The sequence below is a fragment of the Niallia sp. HCP3S3_B10 genome (assembly GCF_052064465.1).
In the GTDB taxonomy this organism is placed as follows: Bacteria; Bacillota; Bacilli; order Bacillales; family Cytobacillaceae; genus Niallia; species Niallia hominis.
Window position 1 is genome coordinate 21,180 of record NZ_JBQHVO010000010.1, and the last position, 15,623, is coordinate 36,802.

Genomic DNA, 15,623 nt, shown 5'->3' on the forward strand with positions numbered 1-15,623 from the left:
ATGAGGGATAGAAATGAAAATCTGGACGTTCAACAGAACAAACCTTGAAAATTTACAGCACTATAATAGCAAACTATTCTACAGCGATGATGAAGAAGGCGAAGAATTATTAGATATACCCTCAAAAATAGCAATAAATGAGCAAGATTAAACATACTCATTTAGCAAATACTTCCTAACAAAAAGATCTATATAAAGTGGTAAATTCACCTCGTATAGATCTTTTTTTTGATTAGGAGATAGACAGATATTATCCTAATTATTATGAATTAATTGCTCTTATCCATCTCTCTTCATACTTTTGATAATTAAAACGTTCATTTACTTCTAGTGCGTTCTTGGACAATTGATTTCTAGTATCGTCATCAGACAAAATCTTTACTACTTTTTCAGCTAACTTCTTTTTATTTCTACATGGTACTAAAAACCCATCTATTCCATCTCGAATAATATCACTTGGTCCATATTTACAATTATACGAAACAACCGGAGTTCCTACCGCCATGCTTTCTGTAATAACCATTCCAAAACCTTCATAATCAGATGTCAAAATAGAACAGGATGCGGACTGATAAACTGCAGATGCTGCATTCGTAAACTCTTGTAACATTATATTTTTCTTTAAATTCAATTCTTCTATTAACGCTTCTAACTTTACTTTTTGGGGACCAAATCCATAAATATGCAATTGAGCATCTGGTATCTTTTTTACAACATATTTGAATGCTTTAATTGCTTCATCAATTCTCTTCTGAGATTCAAATCTTGCTAAATAGACTACTAATTTTGGATTATATTTCTCCACTGTAGCAACCTTCATTTCAGGCACAGCATGGGGAATCACATCAAATGTAGGGAGATTCCCCACTAATGTTCCAATGTCTTTCTTTTGATCATTCGTTAAAAAAATGACCTTATCATATTCATGAATTCTATTGAGAAAGGATTTCCATGTTTGCTTAGTATCCGCTCTAGTATTGTATGGCCAGGAATAATGATTGTTATGTAGAACAGCAACTCTTTTTATATTCTCTACCTTTAAATCAAGAACGAGACCATCAGAAAAACGTGAATCAGAGAAAGCAACCGGATTCTCAATATCTTCTAACTTTTCCTGCACCCAAAAAGTAAATAATTTATATAGTGATTTAAATTCGTGGCAAGTTGGTTCATACAAGAGAGAACGTCCTTCTTTTTTAGTATAGTCATCTATCCAAACAGTCATATAGCACTTCCCATTTTTAGCATAATAACTTTTTAGTCTTGGACTATTATTTATTGGGTCCATGAATTGTGAGCACACCAAATAGCCATTTTTATCATACTCATCTCTGCGAGTTCGATTCCGACTTTCACTCATATAATCAACAAATACTAACCTTCCCTCTTTATCGAATCTTTTATATTTTATATAAACACCATTTTTATAGTAACGATAAGAAGGCAATTCATTTCCCTTATCAATAAACTCATATAAGCCCTCTTCTTTGATTATATTGTTTTTAGGTTCTTTTATATCTACTTTATTATCGCCTACCTTTTTTGATAAATCATGGAAACAATTAAACACCTGTACACGCTTATCTAATCGACCTGTACTATATAATTCCTGTAGAATATCTTCAAAATCTGGTTGGAAGCTTAAAGTAAGAATATAAACTTGATTATAGTATTTTATTAATGTATTCGCTCTTGTAAGAATCGCTTTAGTGAGCCCACCTCTTACTATATTTAGTGATTTAAATATAAATACTGGAGTATAATTTACTTCCATTACTTTCTCCCTTTCTTTCGCTATATTTACTATTTCATTGTTGACTGAAACATACGTAGATAAACATACAGAAAATCTATTGTTCTAATAAGTTAGTCAAGTCTTCTAGATAGAATGGATTAAATAACTTGGTCAGTGATATTCAGACTTAGTATGCAACTAGATATAAATTTTTTAAACAAAGGTGTGTAACAAGTAGCTCCTTCATTTTTTTGTAATTTTCATAATATTCTATCTCACTAACGAGAAAAATGTAGGTATTACTCAGAAACACTATCTGCTTGAATATCGTAACAATAGTCAAAAGGGACAGTTAATTTCATAAGAATAGAAGAATTTAAATTAAGCTGATAAAACTCATTTAGAAGAAACAAAAGCATGATTGTAACCGTCAAGTAAAAATGAACATTTTTTGCTCGTTTGTAATGAACACTTTTGCTAAAGATACAGCTGCCTATTATTTGCGATCGCCATTTATGTAAGAACCTTTACATCATATAACTGACGATCTAAATTGACAGCCGTAATCCTTGATTATCCATTTATTCAATGTTCTCCTACCAAACCTGTTTAAAATGGGTGGAGAAAAATACCTCCTAAACTTAGAACGGCATAATTCCTAGTAAGTTCTGTAATTGTTCCTTCAGTTGTGATTTCTCTTTTTCTAATTCGATCACTCTTTGTCTATAATCCTCAACTTCTTCTAATAATCTACTAATCTTTAGCTGGTCATCTATTCCTTGTTCATATGCAGTCCCTTCCCATCTATATGCTGCTAAGAAGTTATAAACTGCTCCTTCCTCTATAATAGTATTCCCTTCTTTTTCAACTCCTTTGAGTTTTCCTTCTTTTAACCATTGTTTTACCATCTGCACATCACATTTTATCCCATATGAATGAATAAGTAGGGTAGCTTCATTTTCATTTAATAATTTAACCATCTTTTAAAACCTCCGGCTTACTGAGTTAACTGATTCTAAATAGTTTTGCCACCTTTAAATAGAATTTTGTAGTTATCGCTTATTTTCCATTTACATTTTTTCTTGAAATACATGCTGTCTATTTTTCATGCGATAACTTTCGCCATTCATGCGAATAACCTCTACTCGATGTAACAAACGGTCCAAAATTGCTGTAGTTATACCTTGATCTCCCATTAGCTCACTCCATTGGTCAGGACTCTTATTTGAGGTTAAAACAATCGAACTTCGTTCATACAAGTGATTAACCAGTTGAAAGAATAGGTTTGCCTCACGTTGATCCATTGCCATATACATCAAGTCATCGATGATTACTAAATCAGATGCCTGTAATCTTTTCAATTGCACCTGTGATTTATGCGCAAATTCTTGTGTTTTCAGTAGCTGGATTAGTTCGCCCATTGTCACAAAATACACTTGGAATCCTTTTTGGATAGCCTGTATTCCTAGCCCTACGGCTAGAAACGTTTTTCCTACACCAGGAGGTCCTAATAAAATTAAATTATACTGTTTTTCTAGCCAGCTAAATTCTTGAAGTTGTGTTAACTGCCGTTCTGTAATGGCAGTTTGTTCTTCTACATTGAATTCATGAAGCGTTTTAACAAAAGGGAAACGAGCCCATTTCATTCTTCGCTCCATACTTTTTATCTCACGTTTATTTAGTTCGAATGTTGTAACTGCTTCTAAGAATTCTAAATAAGTCCATGATGCTTTTTCTGCTTCACGAAGGAGTTGAGGAAGTTCCTCTGCAGTTTCAGCTAATCTTAGTTGGCGAAAGTAGTCTTGTAACTCCTTGACGGTTTTATTCATTGGATACACCCTCCAAAATGCTTGTATATGTACTTATAGAGCGTGTTGTTACTTTAATTTTTGTTTTAGAAGTTGGCACAATATTACTCTTATAAATTGCGGAAATAGATTCTGTATTTGACTTACTTAAATAATTAACCACATCGCGGAAATCATTGGCGCTATAAAGTTTTTCGTAGATACATTTTTGAAGTGCCTGATTAATCCATTCTGGATCGCTTTTTATGACAGATAAAAGAATAGCTAGTTGATCGCGTCGATAACGAGTATAGATTTGACAAATTTCATCTATATAGGCTCTTGCATCTTCCTGCTTTTCAAAACTAGAAATGACGCTTTGTTTTATCTCCTCAATTCCTTTAGAACGGTCGCGTGAATGATTTCTATTCTTAATAAGTCTACCTTTTTCATTACTAATTTTATGTTCAGCTAGTATCTCGCCATCTGCCTGAGTTAGAATAATCAACGTATCTTGTTTTATTTTGAGGTACACTTGATTGTCTGGTTGCGACCCATAAGTTCCAACAGGAACTGAATAACGATTTGACTTGAAGCGAATCGTATTGTCCTTATTTATGTTCCTTGGTATAATTACTGTATGGTTACTTTCTAATGAAAGTATAGGGGAGACTGGCTGTAAGTGTTGCTTTTCGACGAGAAACACTTCAACTGGTCTCTTTTTCGTTGTATTATGTACATTCTTATTACCTGTACGATCTAACCATTGTAATGCACTTACATTCCAACTCTCAATGTCTTTAAAGACGCGACTATCTGCGAAATTACCTTTTATGTATTTCACCACGTTTTCTATCATCCCTTTTGACTCAGGATCGGCTTTTCGACATAAGTGTACGCGAAACTTACGTTCTTTTATATAGGCTTGAAATTCTGACGTTAAAATTAAATCTCCTGCATTTTCACTAACGGAAAGTAAATGGTCTTGATCATAAACAATTTCCTCTGTATAACCACCAAAAAAGCGAAATGCATTTTCGTGACAGCGAATGGCATCCTTTGTTGTAAAAGGCCGGTCTAGCCACTCCATATATTTATAACGTGAATGCGCCAAGACAAAAGCGATGAAATACAATTTAACTTCTTTTTTCTTTATCGTTTTCTGCTTTGTTTCACCCCAGTCCACTTGTAGCTGCTTAGCCATCGGCTGTTCAGGTACAGCCTCGTAATGTCTAACAATGGCTTTTTTCTCAATCTGATATATTTCGCGAATTTCTTTTACATAAGAACGTACCGTGCTTTCTCCAATCTCTAAATTGGGATGACGTTCTAATAGCCAATCTTGAATTTGTGCAGCACTTAAATGAGGGTACTCCTCTAACCAAGCTACAATCCAATCCCGATAGGGATCTAGTTTTTTAGGCTTTTGAAGTGGGTTTCCTAAATACTCCTGTGCTTCTTCAAAAGACATTCCTAAATACTTATAGACAGTCCCCCGATTAATTTTTAAATGTTTAGCAATTTGAGCAATCTTTAATTTACGCTTAAATAGTTGATGAATCTCAATATATAACACTAACTTTCCCTCCAAGTCTTTAACCTCCAGTAAACGAATAATTCTAGTTTACTAGATTGTCTATATGTTTGGCGAAAGTGTTCACGGGATTCTAGCGAAAACTGTCTATTTTATTCTAGCGGTTACAATGATCTTCCTTATAGAATTTATATAGTGGTTATCTATAATATCCAAAGATACCAGTTAAACGTACAAACCTAATTTAGTTTTCCATAAAAAGGGGTACAACAATGTTTAAAAATTTTATCATCAATACTACTTATGTAATTTAGAGTTAGTTGTAGATATAATTTAAAATAACAAAAAAAGCTAGATGTGATTGAGGTCTCCAAAAAATCGTTAAGGTTTCCTTTACACATCTAGCTAATATATTATTTAACTTTCAAACCCTTTTTCTCTAAAAGCTTGCTTTTCCTCAGGGGACATTTTATTATATGTCTTTAAAAACTCCTCATAAGAGGATAAAACCTCATTTATACTTCCAATCATCTTAACTTGTCCATGCTCAATCCAGATTCCTTTTTGACAAAATTGCTTCATCTGTCCAATAGAATGACTTACAAAGAACATCGTCTTACCACGCTCTTTAAACTCTTCCATTTTCGCTAAACATTTATCTGCAAACGCCTTGTCTCCTACTGACAATGCCTCATCTATAATAAGAACATCAGGATCTGTATGAACAGAAATACCAAACCCAAGTCTTGATTTCATTCCACTTGAATATGATTTTACTGGCTGATCAATAAATTTTCCTAATTCGGAGAACTCAATAATCTTTGGTTCAAGCACTTTTATCTGGTCTTTAGTAAAGCCAAGCATCAAACACTTTAGTTCAATATTTTCACGACCCGTTAATTCATTATTGACACCCGCTGCTACAGCTATAAGAGATGCTTGTCCGTCAATTAAAACCTCACCAGATGTAGGCGGAACAATTCCTGCAATAATATTAGATAAAGTAGATTTACCGGATCCATTTACTCCAACAAATCCTATAACATCGCCATGGTCTGCTTCAAAACTAACGTTTCTTAAAGCATAAAATGGTTCTCCATAATCTTTAGGAAAAAATACATCCTTTAGTTTTTCCGATTTATTATTATATAACTTATATCTTTTTGTTAAATTTTTCACTACAACAGATTTTTCCATCTAACCACTTCCAATTATAAAAAGTCAATAAAGTGTCTTCTGAAACGCACATGCATATAAGATCCTATAGTCAATAATAGGAAAACTACAGCCCAAAAGTATATCGTTATAGCTGGATGTTCTATAATAAACCAACCTTGTCCTAATAGGGCATATCGATATCCTTCTATTAAATAATAGACTGGATTTAATTTCATGATAAATTTAAATGTATCACCTAAATTATGCACTGGCCACAATATAGGAGTTACATACAACAGAACTCTCATTAGGGATTGTAACAGCATTTGAAAGTCACGAACTATAGTAGCTATAGTCGATGTAATAAGTGATAATGAAAATAAAAAGATAATGGCTGCAAATAAGAAGTACGGTAACTGAATATAATATATAGATATTGGATAACCAATAAATTGAAAAATTATAATAACAGCAACCATTAATAAGAGCTGCGGATATAATAAGGACAGCATGACATAAGACGGAATGGCACTTAACGGAAAATTCATTCTTGAGACCATTCGTAACCTAGTGTATATAGATTTAGATCCTTGCGTTATAGCTGGATAAATGAAAAACCACAGCACAATCCCAGCTAGCATCCATATAAAAAAAGGTATCTCTTGTCCATTTGCACCATCAACAGTTGGTCTTTTTTGAACATATCCAAAAACAAACCAATAGATTGCAATTTGAATACCAGGATTGATAAACTCCCATAATATCCCCAAATAATTATTCCTATTTGAACTCTTAAGTTCATACATAGACAATCTTCTTATTAAATGAAAATTATCTATTTGCTCTTTTATAACATTGATAATAGAACTCATTTTTATTATGCCCTTCCTAAAACAAACCTAATTGTATTTATTTTTTTATCATTATTTTTATTTAAAGTTATTATTATCCTATAAGTAAGTGATTCTTCCTTTTTATCTCATCTCTTTATGATTCAGTTTATGTATATTCCCTCCCTTAGCTTTTAAAGTAATAGCCTACATATTTTATCATATATCTTCATTTTCTTCTAATATTCTTCCCAAATTTAATTCACTTTTTACGCTAATTCGAAACATTAAATTCTTTATACAGGAAATTATAAAAGAATAAAGTATAATTTTTTTCAGTAGATTATTCTTTTATAATAAAAAAAAAGAAAATCTTTTTATACTTATAAGATAAATTGCTATACTATACAAAGACCAATGTTAAAAGAGGAGTATATTAAAAATGGCCATAAAAAATTTTTTCAATAAAATATTTACATTAATTGAGCTTATTAGATTACCTTATATTAAACGAGCAACAGATAGAGAATTTAAAATGATTAATTCATATACTGACTATTTTAAAAAGAAAGCTATACTACATAACACTATATTATACCAGTCTCATAATGGAATGGGGATGTCCGATAGTCCTTTAGCTATTTTTAAGGAACTTATTTCCCATCCAAGCTACAAGGGTTATAAACATATATGGGTCGTAAATGATATAAATAATCCCACGATTAATCAATATAGTTCTATGTCTAATGTTAAATTTGTTAAACTTCATAGTGATGAGTATTTAATGTATCTTGCTTCTGCAAAATACTTAATTAATAACCATTCATTTCCAAGCTACTTTCAAAAAAGAGAAGAGCAAATTTATGTGAATACATGGCATAATACACCTTCCTTATATGATGAAAGCTCTAACTATGGGAGAGTTTATGCAAATACTCAAAGAAATTTCTTACAAGTAGACTACCTACTTACAGATAGTTTGCAAAACGCAAAAAATTTGATGGGTTCATATGATTTAGATGGTATATTCAAAGGGAAAATTTTAGCAGAAGGCTACCCGAGAATTGATTTGGTTTTGAATTCAAATAGTCAATTGGTTAAGAAACAGTTATCAAATTGCACCACCTATAAGAGCAATCAGAAATTAATCATTTATTCTACAACATGGAAAAATGAGTACTTCAGTAAACAAAATGATGATATAAAACTAACAGATTTCCTTGCACAACTAAAGCTGAATATTCCTACAGGATTTCAACTTTTACTAAATATTGAGGGACTTCCTCCTGCTACTATAAATGAAAATTTAAAGGATCTCATAATTCCTTCCTATATGGACATAAATGAAATATTATCTATTACAGACTTTCTTATTTCAGATAATATGCATATTATAAATGACTTTGCTTTTACAAATCGTCCAATAATATTTTTTACTAACGAAGAAGTTGATTCTTTTGAAATTCCAGTTAAAATTTGTACAGATTTAACTGCTGTTACTAAAGCCATGAGAAACATGTCTAATACCTTAACTTCTGACATAAAATATGGAAGTGAAACGAGTAAGATAACACCAAAAATTATAGATTCCGTTTTAAACAACAATTCTTCATGGAAAATCTATAGTATAGCAAATGAAAAAACCAATTTAATTTTCTATTGTGGAGGTTTTTTAAATAACGGTATTACCACTTCTGCCATTAACCTTATAAACAATATTGATTACGATAGGTTTAATGTGATTGTAGTGGACAATATAAGAACAGACAAAGCATCCATTGAGAACTTCAAAAAAATTAATCATAACGCAACAAAGTTAATTAGAGTTGGCGCTATGAATATTTCTGTAAGCGAATGGTATATCCATCATTACATCACTAAAAAAGGATTAATTAATAACCGATTAGAAAAATATCTTCCTTTTAACTTATATAAAAGAGAGGCTCAAAGGCTTTTCGGTAATATAGATTATGATGTGGCCATAGATTTTAGTGGATATGTTCCATTTTGGTCATTTATATTTGCTTTCGGGGGATTCAAAAAGAAAGCAATATACCAACATAACGATATGCATGCTGAATACTATAAGAAAATCAACAATAAATTTAAACATAAACAAAAGATGAATCTAATTTTTCCTATCTATAAATATTTCGACAAAATAATTGCTGTTTCCAAAAATACAAGAGATGAAAATATTAAAAATCTTTCTAAATATATGGAAGAGACCAAAACAGTTTATGTTCATAACTGTATAGATTCAGAAAAAATTAAGCAACAGATCAAAGTAAATGAAGAAATGGTTTTGGAGGAGACTACCTTTTTACTCTCTAGCAAGGACATTTCTGATGGAAATTTGCAAATTAAAGGTATAAAAAAACCAACTAAGAATAAAATTAACTTTGTTACTATGGGAAGACTTTCTCCTGAAAAAGATCATGAAAAATTATTAAGGGCATTTAAAGAATTTTATACGAAAAAGAAAGATAGTATGTTATATATTATTGGCGAAGGAGTTCTTGAGACACAATTAAAAGAATTGACTTATAATTTAGGATTACAAAAAAATGTAATCTTTACAGGCCAATTAACAAATCCGTATTCTCTAATTAGCCAATGTGATTGTTTTATTCTTTCGTCTAATCATGAAGGACAGCCTATGGTGCTATTAGAAAATCTTATTATTGGCATGCCTATAATAGCTACAGATATACCTGGAAATAGAAGTATTTTGCAAGAAGATTATGGATTAATTGTTGAAAATAGTGTAAATGGATTAGTTCAAGGTATGGAACAATATTTGAATAATAATCTACCAAGATTTAATATGTTTAACTATACGTCTTATAATAAAGAAGCATTAGATAAATTTTATAAAGAAATTCTTTAAACAGAAAAAAGAATCTCCAACTTTTACACTAGTAGGAGATTCTTTTTTCTATCATTATAAATTCGCTAACATGTCAATCCATTTTTGTGATATTTCTTTTTCATTATATCTTTGGACAACTTCTGGACCATTTTCAGACATTCTTTGATACAATTTTTTATTTTTTAATAATTCAATTACAGCTTTTGCAGTAGCATCTATGTCATATTTTTCTGTTATAATGCCATCTACTCCATTTCTAACTACTTCGTTTGGGCCATACCTTGTATTATAAGATACAATTGGAGTTCCACAAGCTAAAGCTTCGTTGATAACTAGTGGAGATCCCTCATATAAAGAGGTCATTAACATAACAGAAGCTTTCTGTAATTCTGCTATTGGATTATCGGTAAAACCCTTGAGCTGGATATTATTTTCTAGATTCAATTCTTTAATTTGATTTTCTAACTCTTTTTCTAGCGCACCATATCCGTATATGTGGTACTTTACATTAGGAATTTTTTTTGCAACCTTTTTTATAACTTGTATAGCATCTTTTAAATTTTTTTGTCGATGATATCTTGCTAAAGAAATGACTAAATTCTCTTCCCTCGTTGTGTGAAATATCTCCACTTTATTTTGAAAATGTGGTATAACTACCATTTTATTTTCATGACCAAACACCTTACTTATATCTTTATATTGTTCATTAGTAAGCACTACTAATTTATCTATACTGTTAATATTTTGAAATAGCGGTTCACAAGTTGGTTCCAATTTCGTAATATCATCATATGGAGTTTTAAGATGCACGTTATGCAAAATAAAAATTTTCTTTAAATTTTCATGCTTTATATTCATAAATGGAAGAACAAATTCTCTTTTATCTATAAAAAGCACAGGATTACTAAACATATTTACTATTCCTTGTAACCAACCTGCTAATAATTCTAATTCATTTTGGTATTCTTGACCATTAATATGATAAAAGAAATTAGTTTCTTTTCCTGTATTTATATCAACTTTTGTAGATAGCACTGATGTTCCATCAGGTGAATAATAACAATTAAAAGCTGGTTTATTTTTTAATTTATCCATATGTATTACTTTTCTAGTATTTCCATTAGAATCAAAAATTTCTTTTCTAACCCTTGTCCACGGCACCTCAAAATGATCAACAAATTCAATGTTATTCTCTCTGTATAACTCATACATTACATAATGACCAGACTTATTAAAACATCTATAAACATTAGGGTTATTTTTATCCTGATATCTCATGTTTTCATCCAAAAATCTTGCTTCTTTTGAGTTATTAATATAAGTTTGATTATTTATAAATTGATCCGTTGATTCAAACAAGTTGAAAATTTTTACTTTTTGATCTATATTTCCGTTACTCTTATGATACTCTACTAGTTCGTTAAAATTGGGATGATAATTAAAAGTACAAATTATTACCTCATTATATTCTTTTATAAGCGCGTTCACACGATGGTATATTGCCTTAGTTACTCCTCCATTTTTTTTAAATATATTTCCCATTACCATTATAGGAGTTAGATTACTATTTTTCATAAAACAACTCATCCTTATTCTTATTTTAACCTTTTTAACCCTTTATAACTTTTACTAACCATATATATTTTGGGAAGATGTTGAATAAAGGACATCTTCCCTATATTGTAAATAATTAAACCTGAATATAACTATAAAACATTTCCATAGCAGACTTATTATATTCTACGTAGTCAAACTTCTTAAATGTTGGTTTTACTTCTCTCATTTTTTTTAAGCCTTGCACTAAACCTTCTATACTATTCTCCACTAATTCTCCATAGCCATTCTCTAGAACACTTCTATTCCCTGGTATATCTGTTGCAACAATAGGTTTATTTAAGATTAAACATTCCAACAGTACCATAGGCTGTCCTTCATGGTTAGAAGATAAGACGAAACAATCGCAATCTTGTATTAAGGGGAATGGATTATCTAATTGTCCCACCAGATGAATTTGATCATTTAACCCAAAAGACTTAATAGTTGATCTTATCTCCTCTTCTAATTCTCCCGTACCAATAATATATAACTCTGTATCCTTATACTCTTTATGGAATTCTGCGAATGCCTTAATCAATTTAATTTGATCTTTCTCTGGAGACATGCGACCCATGGTTACAAAGTTAAATTTAGATGTATCAGGTACTTTTATTGCATTACCATCTAGGATTTGATTTATGTCCCCATTTTTCTCAATATAATATTCTTTGTTATTCACTTGCACTTTTTCCACTGAGGCAATGGCGTTAAGGACATATTGATAATTAATAGAGTTATGAACATAAACCATTTTTTGATCACTATTGACCACTAGATGAGATAAACCTGCTTTATTCTTATTTCTTGTATGCTTAGATACCGCAATAACATGATCATACTTATTATAAAGCGGAAAAATAACACTTAGATTTTCCTTATGTTTATATTCATTATCTACGATTTTATCATATTCCTCCATCATATCATTATGTTGGAAAATAGCTTTTTTGGAAATATCATTCGCTGCAAAAAGAATACTCCAAAATTTAACATAACCGCTAAAGTCAATTGCTATATCTATATCAACTGTCCCAAACATGCGTTTGAATTCTCTTTTGTACATAGTAATAATATCTTCTTCTAGATAATTCATTGGACCTTTTTTATAAAATTGTTCAGCTGCATAAGCAAATAATTGATTTTGACTTTCTAGCTCATTCAATGAGACATTCATACTTCCAACTCTATATAATTTCTTCACATGATTATTTAACTTCATGAAGTTTTTTGAACTTTCTTCATCAAATTCTGATTTGTCCGCTACAATAACATTGTATCTCTCGTAATCAATATTATTCATCAGATTGACAGCAGAAGTAGTGACTCCATTATTTAAGAAACCTCCACAATACATAACAATTGTTTTTTTATCATTTTTTACCGAATAAGTATGTTGCTTATTCTCGAAAAATACTGTATCAATTACTCTTTGTGTGCTAGCACCGTCTTCTAAATATAAAAATTCATTTATACATTTGTCCAACTTTTCATTAAATACGTCCTGATAATTTGATGCATTTTTAATCTCTTTTATCACACTTTCAATGGTAGAACAGATAGCCCCCGGCATATCATCTAAGTTTAAATAAAAACCTCTATCACGTTCGTATTCTTCTCGATCATAGGCATAAAAGATAACCGGTTTTTTTGTTGCTAAAAAGTCAAAGAAAATACTTGAATAGTCCGTAACAAGAATATCTACATCACTAAATAACTCATTACTATCAATTTTATCCGGAACTACATCGAAATCTAATTTGTTTTGCTTTATATATTTCTGCATTAACGTATGAACTTTTAATAAAATGACATATTCTTTCCCTAGTACTGACTTAAGCTTTCTCATGTCTCTTATTATCTTATTGATTTCACCAGAAACATTCCCAACTTCGCCCCTCCATGTTGGGGCATAAAGAATCACTTTTTTATCTGTTTTAATATTTAATTTATTAGCAAGTACATTGTTATCTTCTTTCACCAAGTCAATCCGTGGGTAACCTGATTCAATTATCTGTCCATTATATATTCCCCTTAAATCATGAGAATCAATAATTTTGTCGATGGTAAATTTATTAGGTGAAACTAAGTAATCTGTATGTAGAAAATTTCTCATGAGATTCTTATGCTGACCTAATGATCCTTCCATATCTTTACCTAATGTTTTTAATGGCGTACCATGCCATGTATTAACATAAATTTGCCCTTCTTTTTTTATAAAGTAAGGAGGAAAAGATGTATTATTAATTAAATATTTACAAGAAGCTAAGTATTGGAGATATTCCTCTGAGTTTACTCTAACAAATTCCACATTTGGCAAATTGAGATACTCTTTAGGGCAATCGTTTAAGTTATTTAGTGCCCAAACATGATGAAAATCAGAGAACCTCGGATCCTTAATTAGTGTTTTGAAAATTGCATAAGGATTACAAGTCATATTTTTCCCGTGGAAACTTTCATAAAAAATAGTATTATCTCTGACTTCCAAAATCTCATAATAATTTGTATAATCAACTACTTGACTAAAACTCTTATTTGTAAAATACATTTTCTCAGTGTTAGTTGAAATATCTCTATTCTTTCTAACAATTAATTCTTTCTTTTCAATCATTTCTTTCTTAATTAAAGTATTAAATTTAGTCTTTTTTCTAGATCTTCCATTTGGGTCTGTTACATTAATTTCATAACCAGTTATTTTTTCCACTGTTTTCCTAGCTAATCTTAGTGGTTTTAAGATATTTTTCTTCAAGTTTATTTCCCCTTATACGGTGATATTAATTTTAACTTTTACCTTACGTTTCTTTTTTATTCTATAGAAAATAATTCATTAAGAATAAATCATATTTAATATTCAACCATTATTATAATGTTTTTATATACTTAATTCTACCGTTTAGGCAAGATAGATTAATTCCCCATAATAAAAAGGGGAACGCTCCTATTTCCCCTAAAAGTAACAGTTAAATATTATTTTGCTCTCCTACAAGTTTTTGCGTTAGCTGAATTAAATAATCCTTTAAGGGTTCACTAAGATCTTCACGCTTTAACGCAAATTCAATTGTAGTTTGAATAAAACCTAATTGTTCTCCAACATCATAGCGATTGCCCTCAAATTGATAAGCAAATACTCTTTGGATTTGATTTAATTTCTCAATTGCATCCGTCAACTGTATCTCTCCACCTGCTCCTATCTCCTGCGTTTCAAGAAAACGGAATATCTGAGGTGTGAAAATATACCTTCCTATAATCGCTAAATTCGAAGGAGAGGTACCTTGCTTAGGTTTTTCAACAAATCTACTAACTTGATATCTTCTACCAACCTGGCTTGCAGGGTCAATAATTCCATAGCGATGAGTTTCTGATTCTGGAACACTTTGAACACCAATTACCGAAGATAACGTCTCATCGTATTGTTCGATTAATTGCCCTAAACATGGCTTTTTACTATCAACAATATCATCACCTAAAAGAACCGCGAATGGTTCATTTCCAATAAAATTTCTAGCACACCATACAGCATGTCCTAGACCTTTGGGTTGTTTTTGTCGTATATAATGGATATCTACATTTGCCGATTCCTTTACTTTCGCAAGTAGCTCGAACTTTTCCTTTGCAACTAGATTTTCTTCTAATTCCAACGAATTATCAAAATGGTCTTCTATCGCCCTTTTACCTTTTCCTGTTACAATAATGATATCCTCAATTCCCGAGGCAACAGCTTCCTCTACAATATATTGAATAGTTGGTTTATCTACAATAGGCAACATTTCTTTTGGCATCGCTTTAGTTGCTGGTAAGAATCTAGTTCCAAGTCCGGCAGCTGGTATTATGGCTTTTTTCACTCTACTCATTCATTAGCCTCCTTAAGAAAAATAATAATATATTTTATTATTTTTACCTCTTTTTGTCCAACATAACTTCTATATATTATTTTTCCCCTATATTCTCAATAATATTTATTATCGCTTGTATAAATTCAACTTCTTATGATGCATATTAATAGAATAGCGATTAGATTTTGCATTAAGCAACTATTCAAATTAATTATACCTTTTATTGATTCTTTCTGGTATTCTTATATTAGTTATCAATTTTTGTCAAGATATGGAGGATT

At 30.7% G+C, this 15,623-nt stretch carries 11 protein-coding genes; 2 read left to right on the forward strand and 9 right to left on the reverse strand.

What is annotated here, in order from left to right; translation table 11 throughout:
- The first annotated feature begins 13 nt into the window (after nucleotides 1-13).
- Nucleotides 14-151, forward strand: a complete 138-nt coding sequence (locus ACTNDN_RS07185; protein WP_169189142.1) for a hypothetical protein — start codon at nucleotides 14-16, stop codon at nucleotides 149-151.
- A gap of 111 nt (nucleotides 152-262) precedes the next feature.
- On the opposite strand, the gene ACTNDN_RS07190 is transcribed toward ACTNDN_RS07185, so the two are convergent.
- From ACTNDN_RS07190 to ACTNDN_RS07215, 6 genes are all read right to left on the reverse strand, one after another.
- Nucleotides 263-1,774: a glycosyltransferase gene (locus ACTNDN_RS07190; RefSeq protein WP_016205204.1), complete on the reverse strand. Its 1,512-nt coding sequence runs from the start codon at nucleotides 1,772-1,774 to the stop codon at nucleotides 263-265.
- 602 nt (nucleotides 1,775-2,376) lie between these two features.
- Nucleotides 2,377-2,715, reverse strand: coding sequence for a hypothetical protein (locus ACTNDN_RS07195; RefSeq protein WP_251627621.1), 339 nt, complete (start codon nucleotides 2,713-2,715; stop codon nucleotides 2,377-2,379).
- Nucleotides 2,716-2,805: 90 nt separating this feature from the next.
- The gene (istB, locus tag ACTNDN_RS07200) at nucleotides 2,806-3,564 is read right to left on the reverse strand and encodes an IS21-like element helper ATPase IstB (protein ID WP_251627622.1); all 759 of its coding nucleotides are present in this window, start codon (nucleotides 3,562-3,564) and stop codon (nucleotides 2,806-2,808) included.
- A complete protein-coding gene (istA, locus tag ACTNDN_RS07205) occupies nucleotides 3,557-5,098 on the reverse strand; it encodes an IS21 family transposase (protein WP_251627623.1) in 1,542 nt (513 codons plus the stop codon). Before istA ends, istB begins: the two co-directional genes overlap by 8 nt.
- Nucleotides 5,099-5,473: 375 nt before the next feature.
- Nucleotides 5,474-6,253 (reverse strand): teichoic acids export ABC transporter ATP-binding subunit TagH, encoded by a 780-nt coding sequence (gene tagH, locus ACTNDN_RS07210; RefSeq protein WP_016205205.1) that lies wholly within the window; start codon nucleotides 6,251-6,253, stop codon nucleotides 5,474-5,476.
- A 14-nt stretch (nucleotides 6,254-6,267) separates the two neighbouring features.
- Nucleotides 6,268-7,086, reverse strand: a complete 819-nt coding sequence (locus ACTNDN_RS07215; RefSeq protein WP_016205206.1) for an ABC transporter permease — start codon at nucleotides 7,084-7,086, stop codon at nucleotides 6,268-6,270.
- A 400-nt stretch (nucleotides 7,087-7,486) separates the two neighbouring features.
- Between ACTNDN_RS07215 and ACTNDN_RS07220 the strand changes: the two genes are divergently transcribed.
- On the forward strand, nucleotides 7,487-9,934 hold the full coding sequence (locus tag ACTNDN_RS07220) for a glycosyltransferase (protein ID WP_251627624.1): 2,448 nt from the start codon (nucleotides 7,487-7,489) through the stop codon (nucleotides 9,932-9,934).
- A gap of 54 nt (nucleotides 9,935-9,988) precedes the next feature.
- On the opposite strand, the gene ACTNDN_RS07225 is transcribed toward ACTNDN_RS07220, so the two are convergent.
- From ACTNDN_RS07225 to galU, 3 genes are all read right to left on the reverse strand, one after another.
- Complete coding sequence (locus tag ACTNDN_RS07225; protein ID WP_016202182.1) at nucleotides 9,989-11,491, reverse strand: glycosyltransferase; 1,503 nt, start codon at nucleotides 11,489-11,491, stop codon at nucleotides 9,989-9,991.
- 115 nt (nucleotides 11,492-11,606) lie between these two features.
- Nucleotides 11,607-14,258 (reverse strand): glycosyltransferase, encoded by a 2,652-nt coding sequence (locus ACTNDN_RS07230; protein WP_016202181.1) that lies wholly within the window; start codon nucleotides 14,256-14,258, stop codon nucleotides 11,607-11,609.
- 211 nt (nucleotides 14,259-14,469) lie between these two features.
- A complete protein-coding gene (gene galU / locus ACTNDN_RS07235) occupies nucleotides 14,470-15,360 on the reverse strand; it encodes a UTP--glucose-1-phosphate uridylyltransferase GalU (protein ID WP_016202180.1) in 891 nt (296 codons plus the stop codon).
- Between the last annotated feature and the right edge of the window lie 263 nt (nucleotides 15,361-15,623).

What these genes read in the sequence shown, in the direction of transcription:
- ACTNDN_RS07185 (WP_169189142.1), top strand. Translation starts at nt 14, where the DNA reads ATGAAAATCTGGACGTTCAACAGAACAAACCTTGAAAATTTACAGCAC.
- ACTNDN_RS07190 (WP_016205204.1), bottom strand. Translation starts at nt 1,774, where the DNA reads ATGGAAGTAAATTATACTCCAGTATTTATATTTAAATCACTAAATATA.
- ACTNDN_RS07195 (WP_251627621.1), bottom strand. Translation starts at nt 2,715, where the DNA reads ATGGTTAAATTATTAAATGAAAATGAAGCTACCCTACTTATTCATTCA.
- istB (WP_251627622.1), bottom strand. Translation starts at nt 3,564, where the DNA reads ATGAATAAAACCGTCAAGGAGTTACAAGACTACTTTCGCCAACTAAGA.
- tagH (WP_016205205.1), bottom strand. Translation starts at nt 6,253, where the DNA reads ATGGAAAAATCTGTTGTAGTGAAAAATTTAACAAAAAGATATAAGTTA.
- ACTNDN_RS07215 (WP_016205206.1), bottom strand. Translation starts at nt 7,086, where the DNA reads ATGAGTTCTATTATCAATGTTATAAAAGAGCAAATAGATAATTTTCAT.
- ACTNDN_RS07220 (WP_251627624.1), top strand. Translation starts at nt 7,487, where the DNA reads ATGGCCATAAAAAATTTTTTCAATAAAATATTTACATTAATTGAGCTT.
- ACTNDN_RS07225 (WP_016202182.1), bottom strand. Translation starts at nt 11,491, where the DNA reads ATGAAAAATAGTAATCTAACTCCTATAATGGTAATGGGAAATATATTT.
- galU (WP_016202180.1), bottom strand. Translation starts at nt 15,360, where the DNA reads ATGAGTAGAGTGAAAAAAGCCATAATACCAGCTGCCGGACTTGGAACT.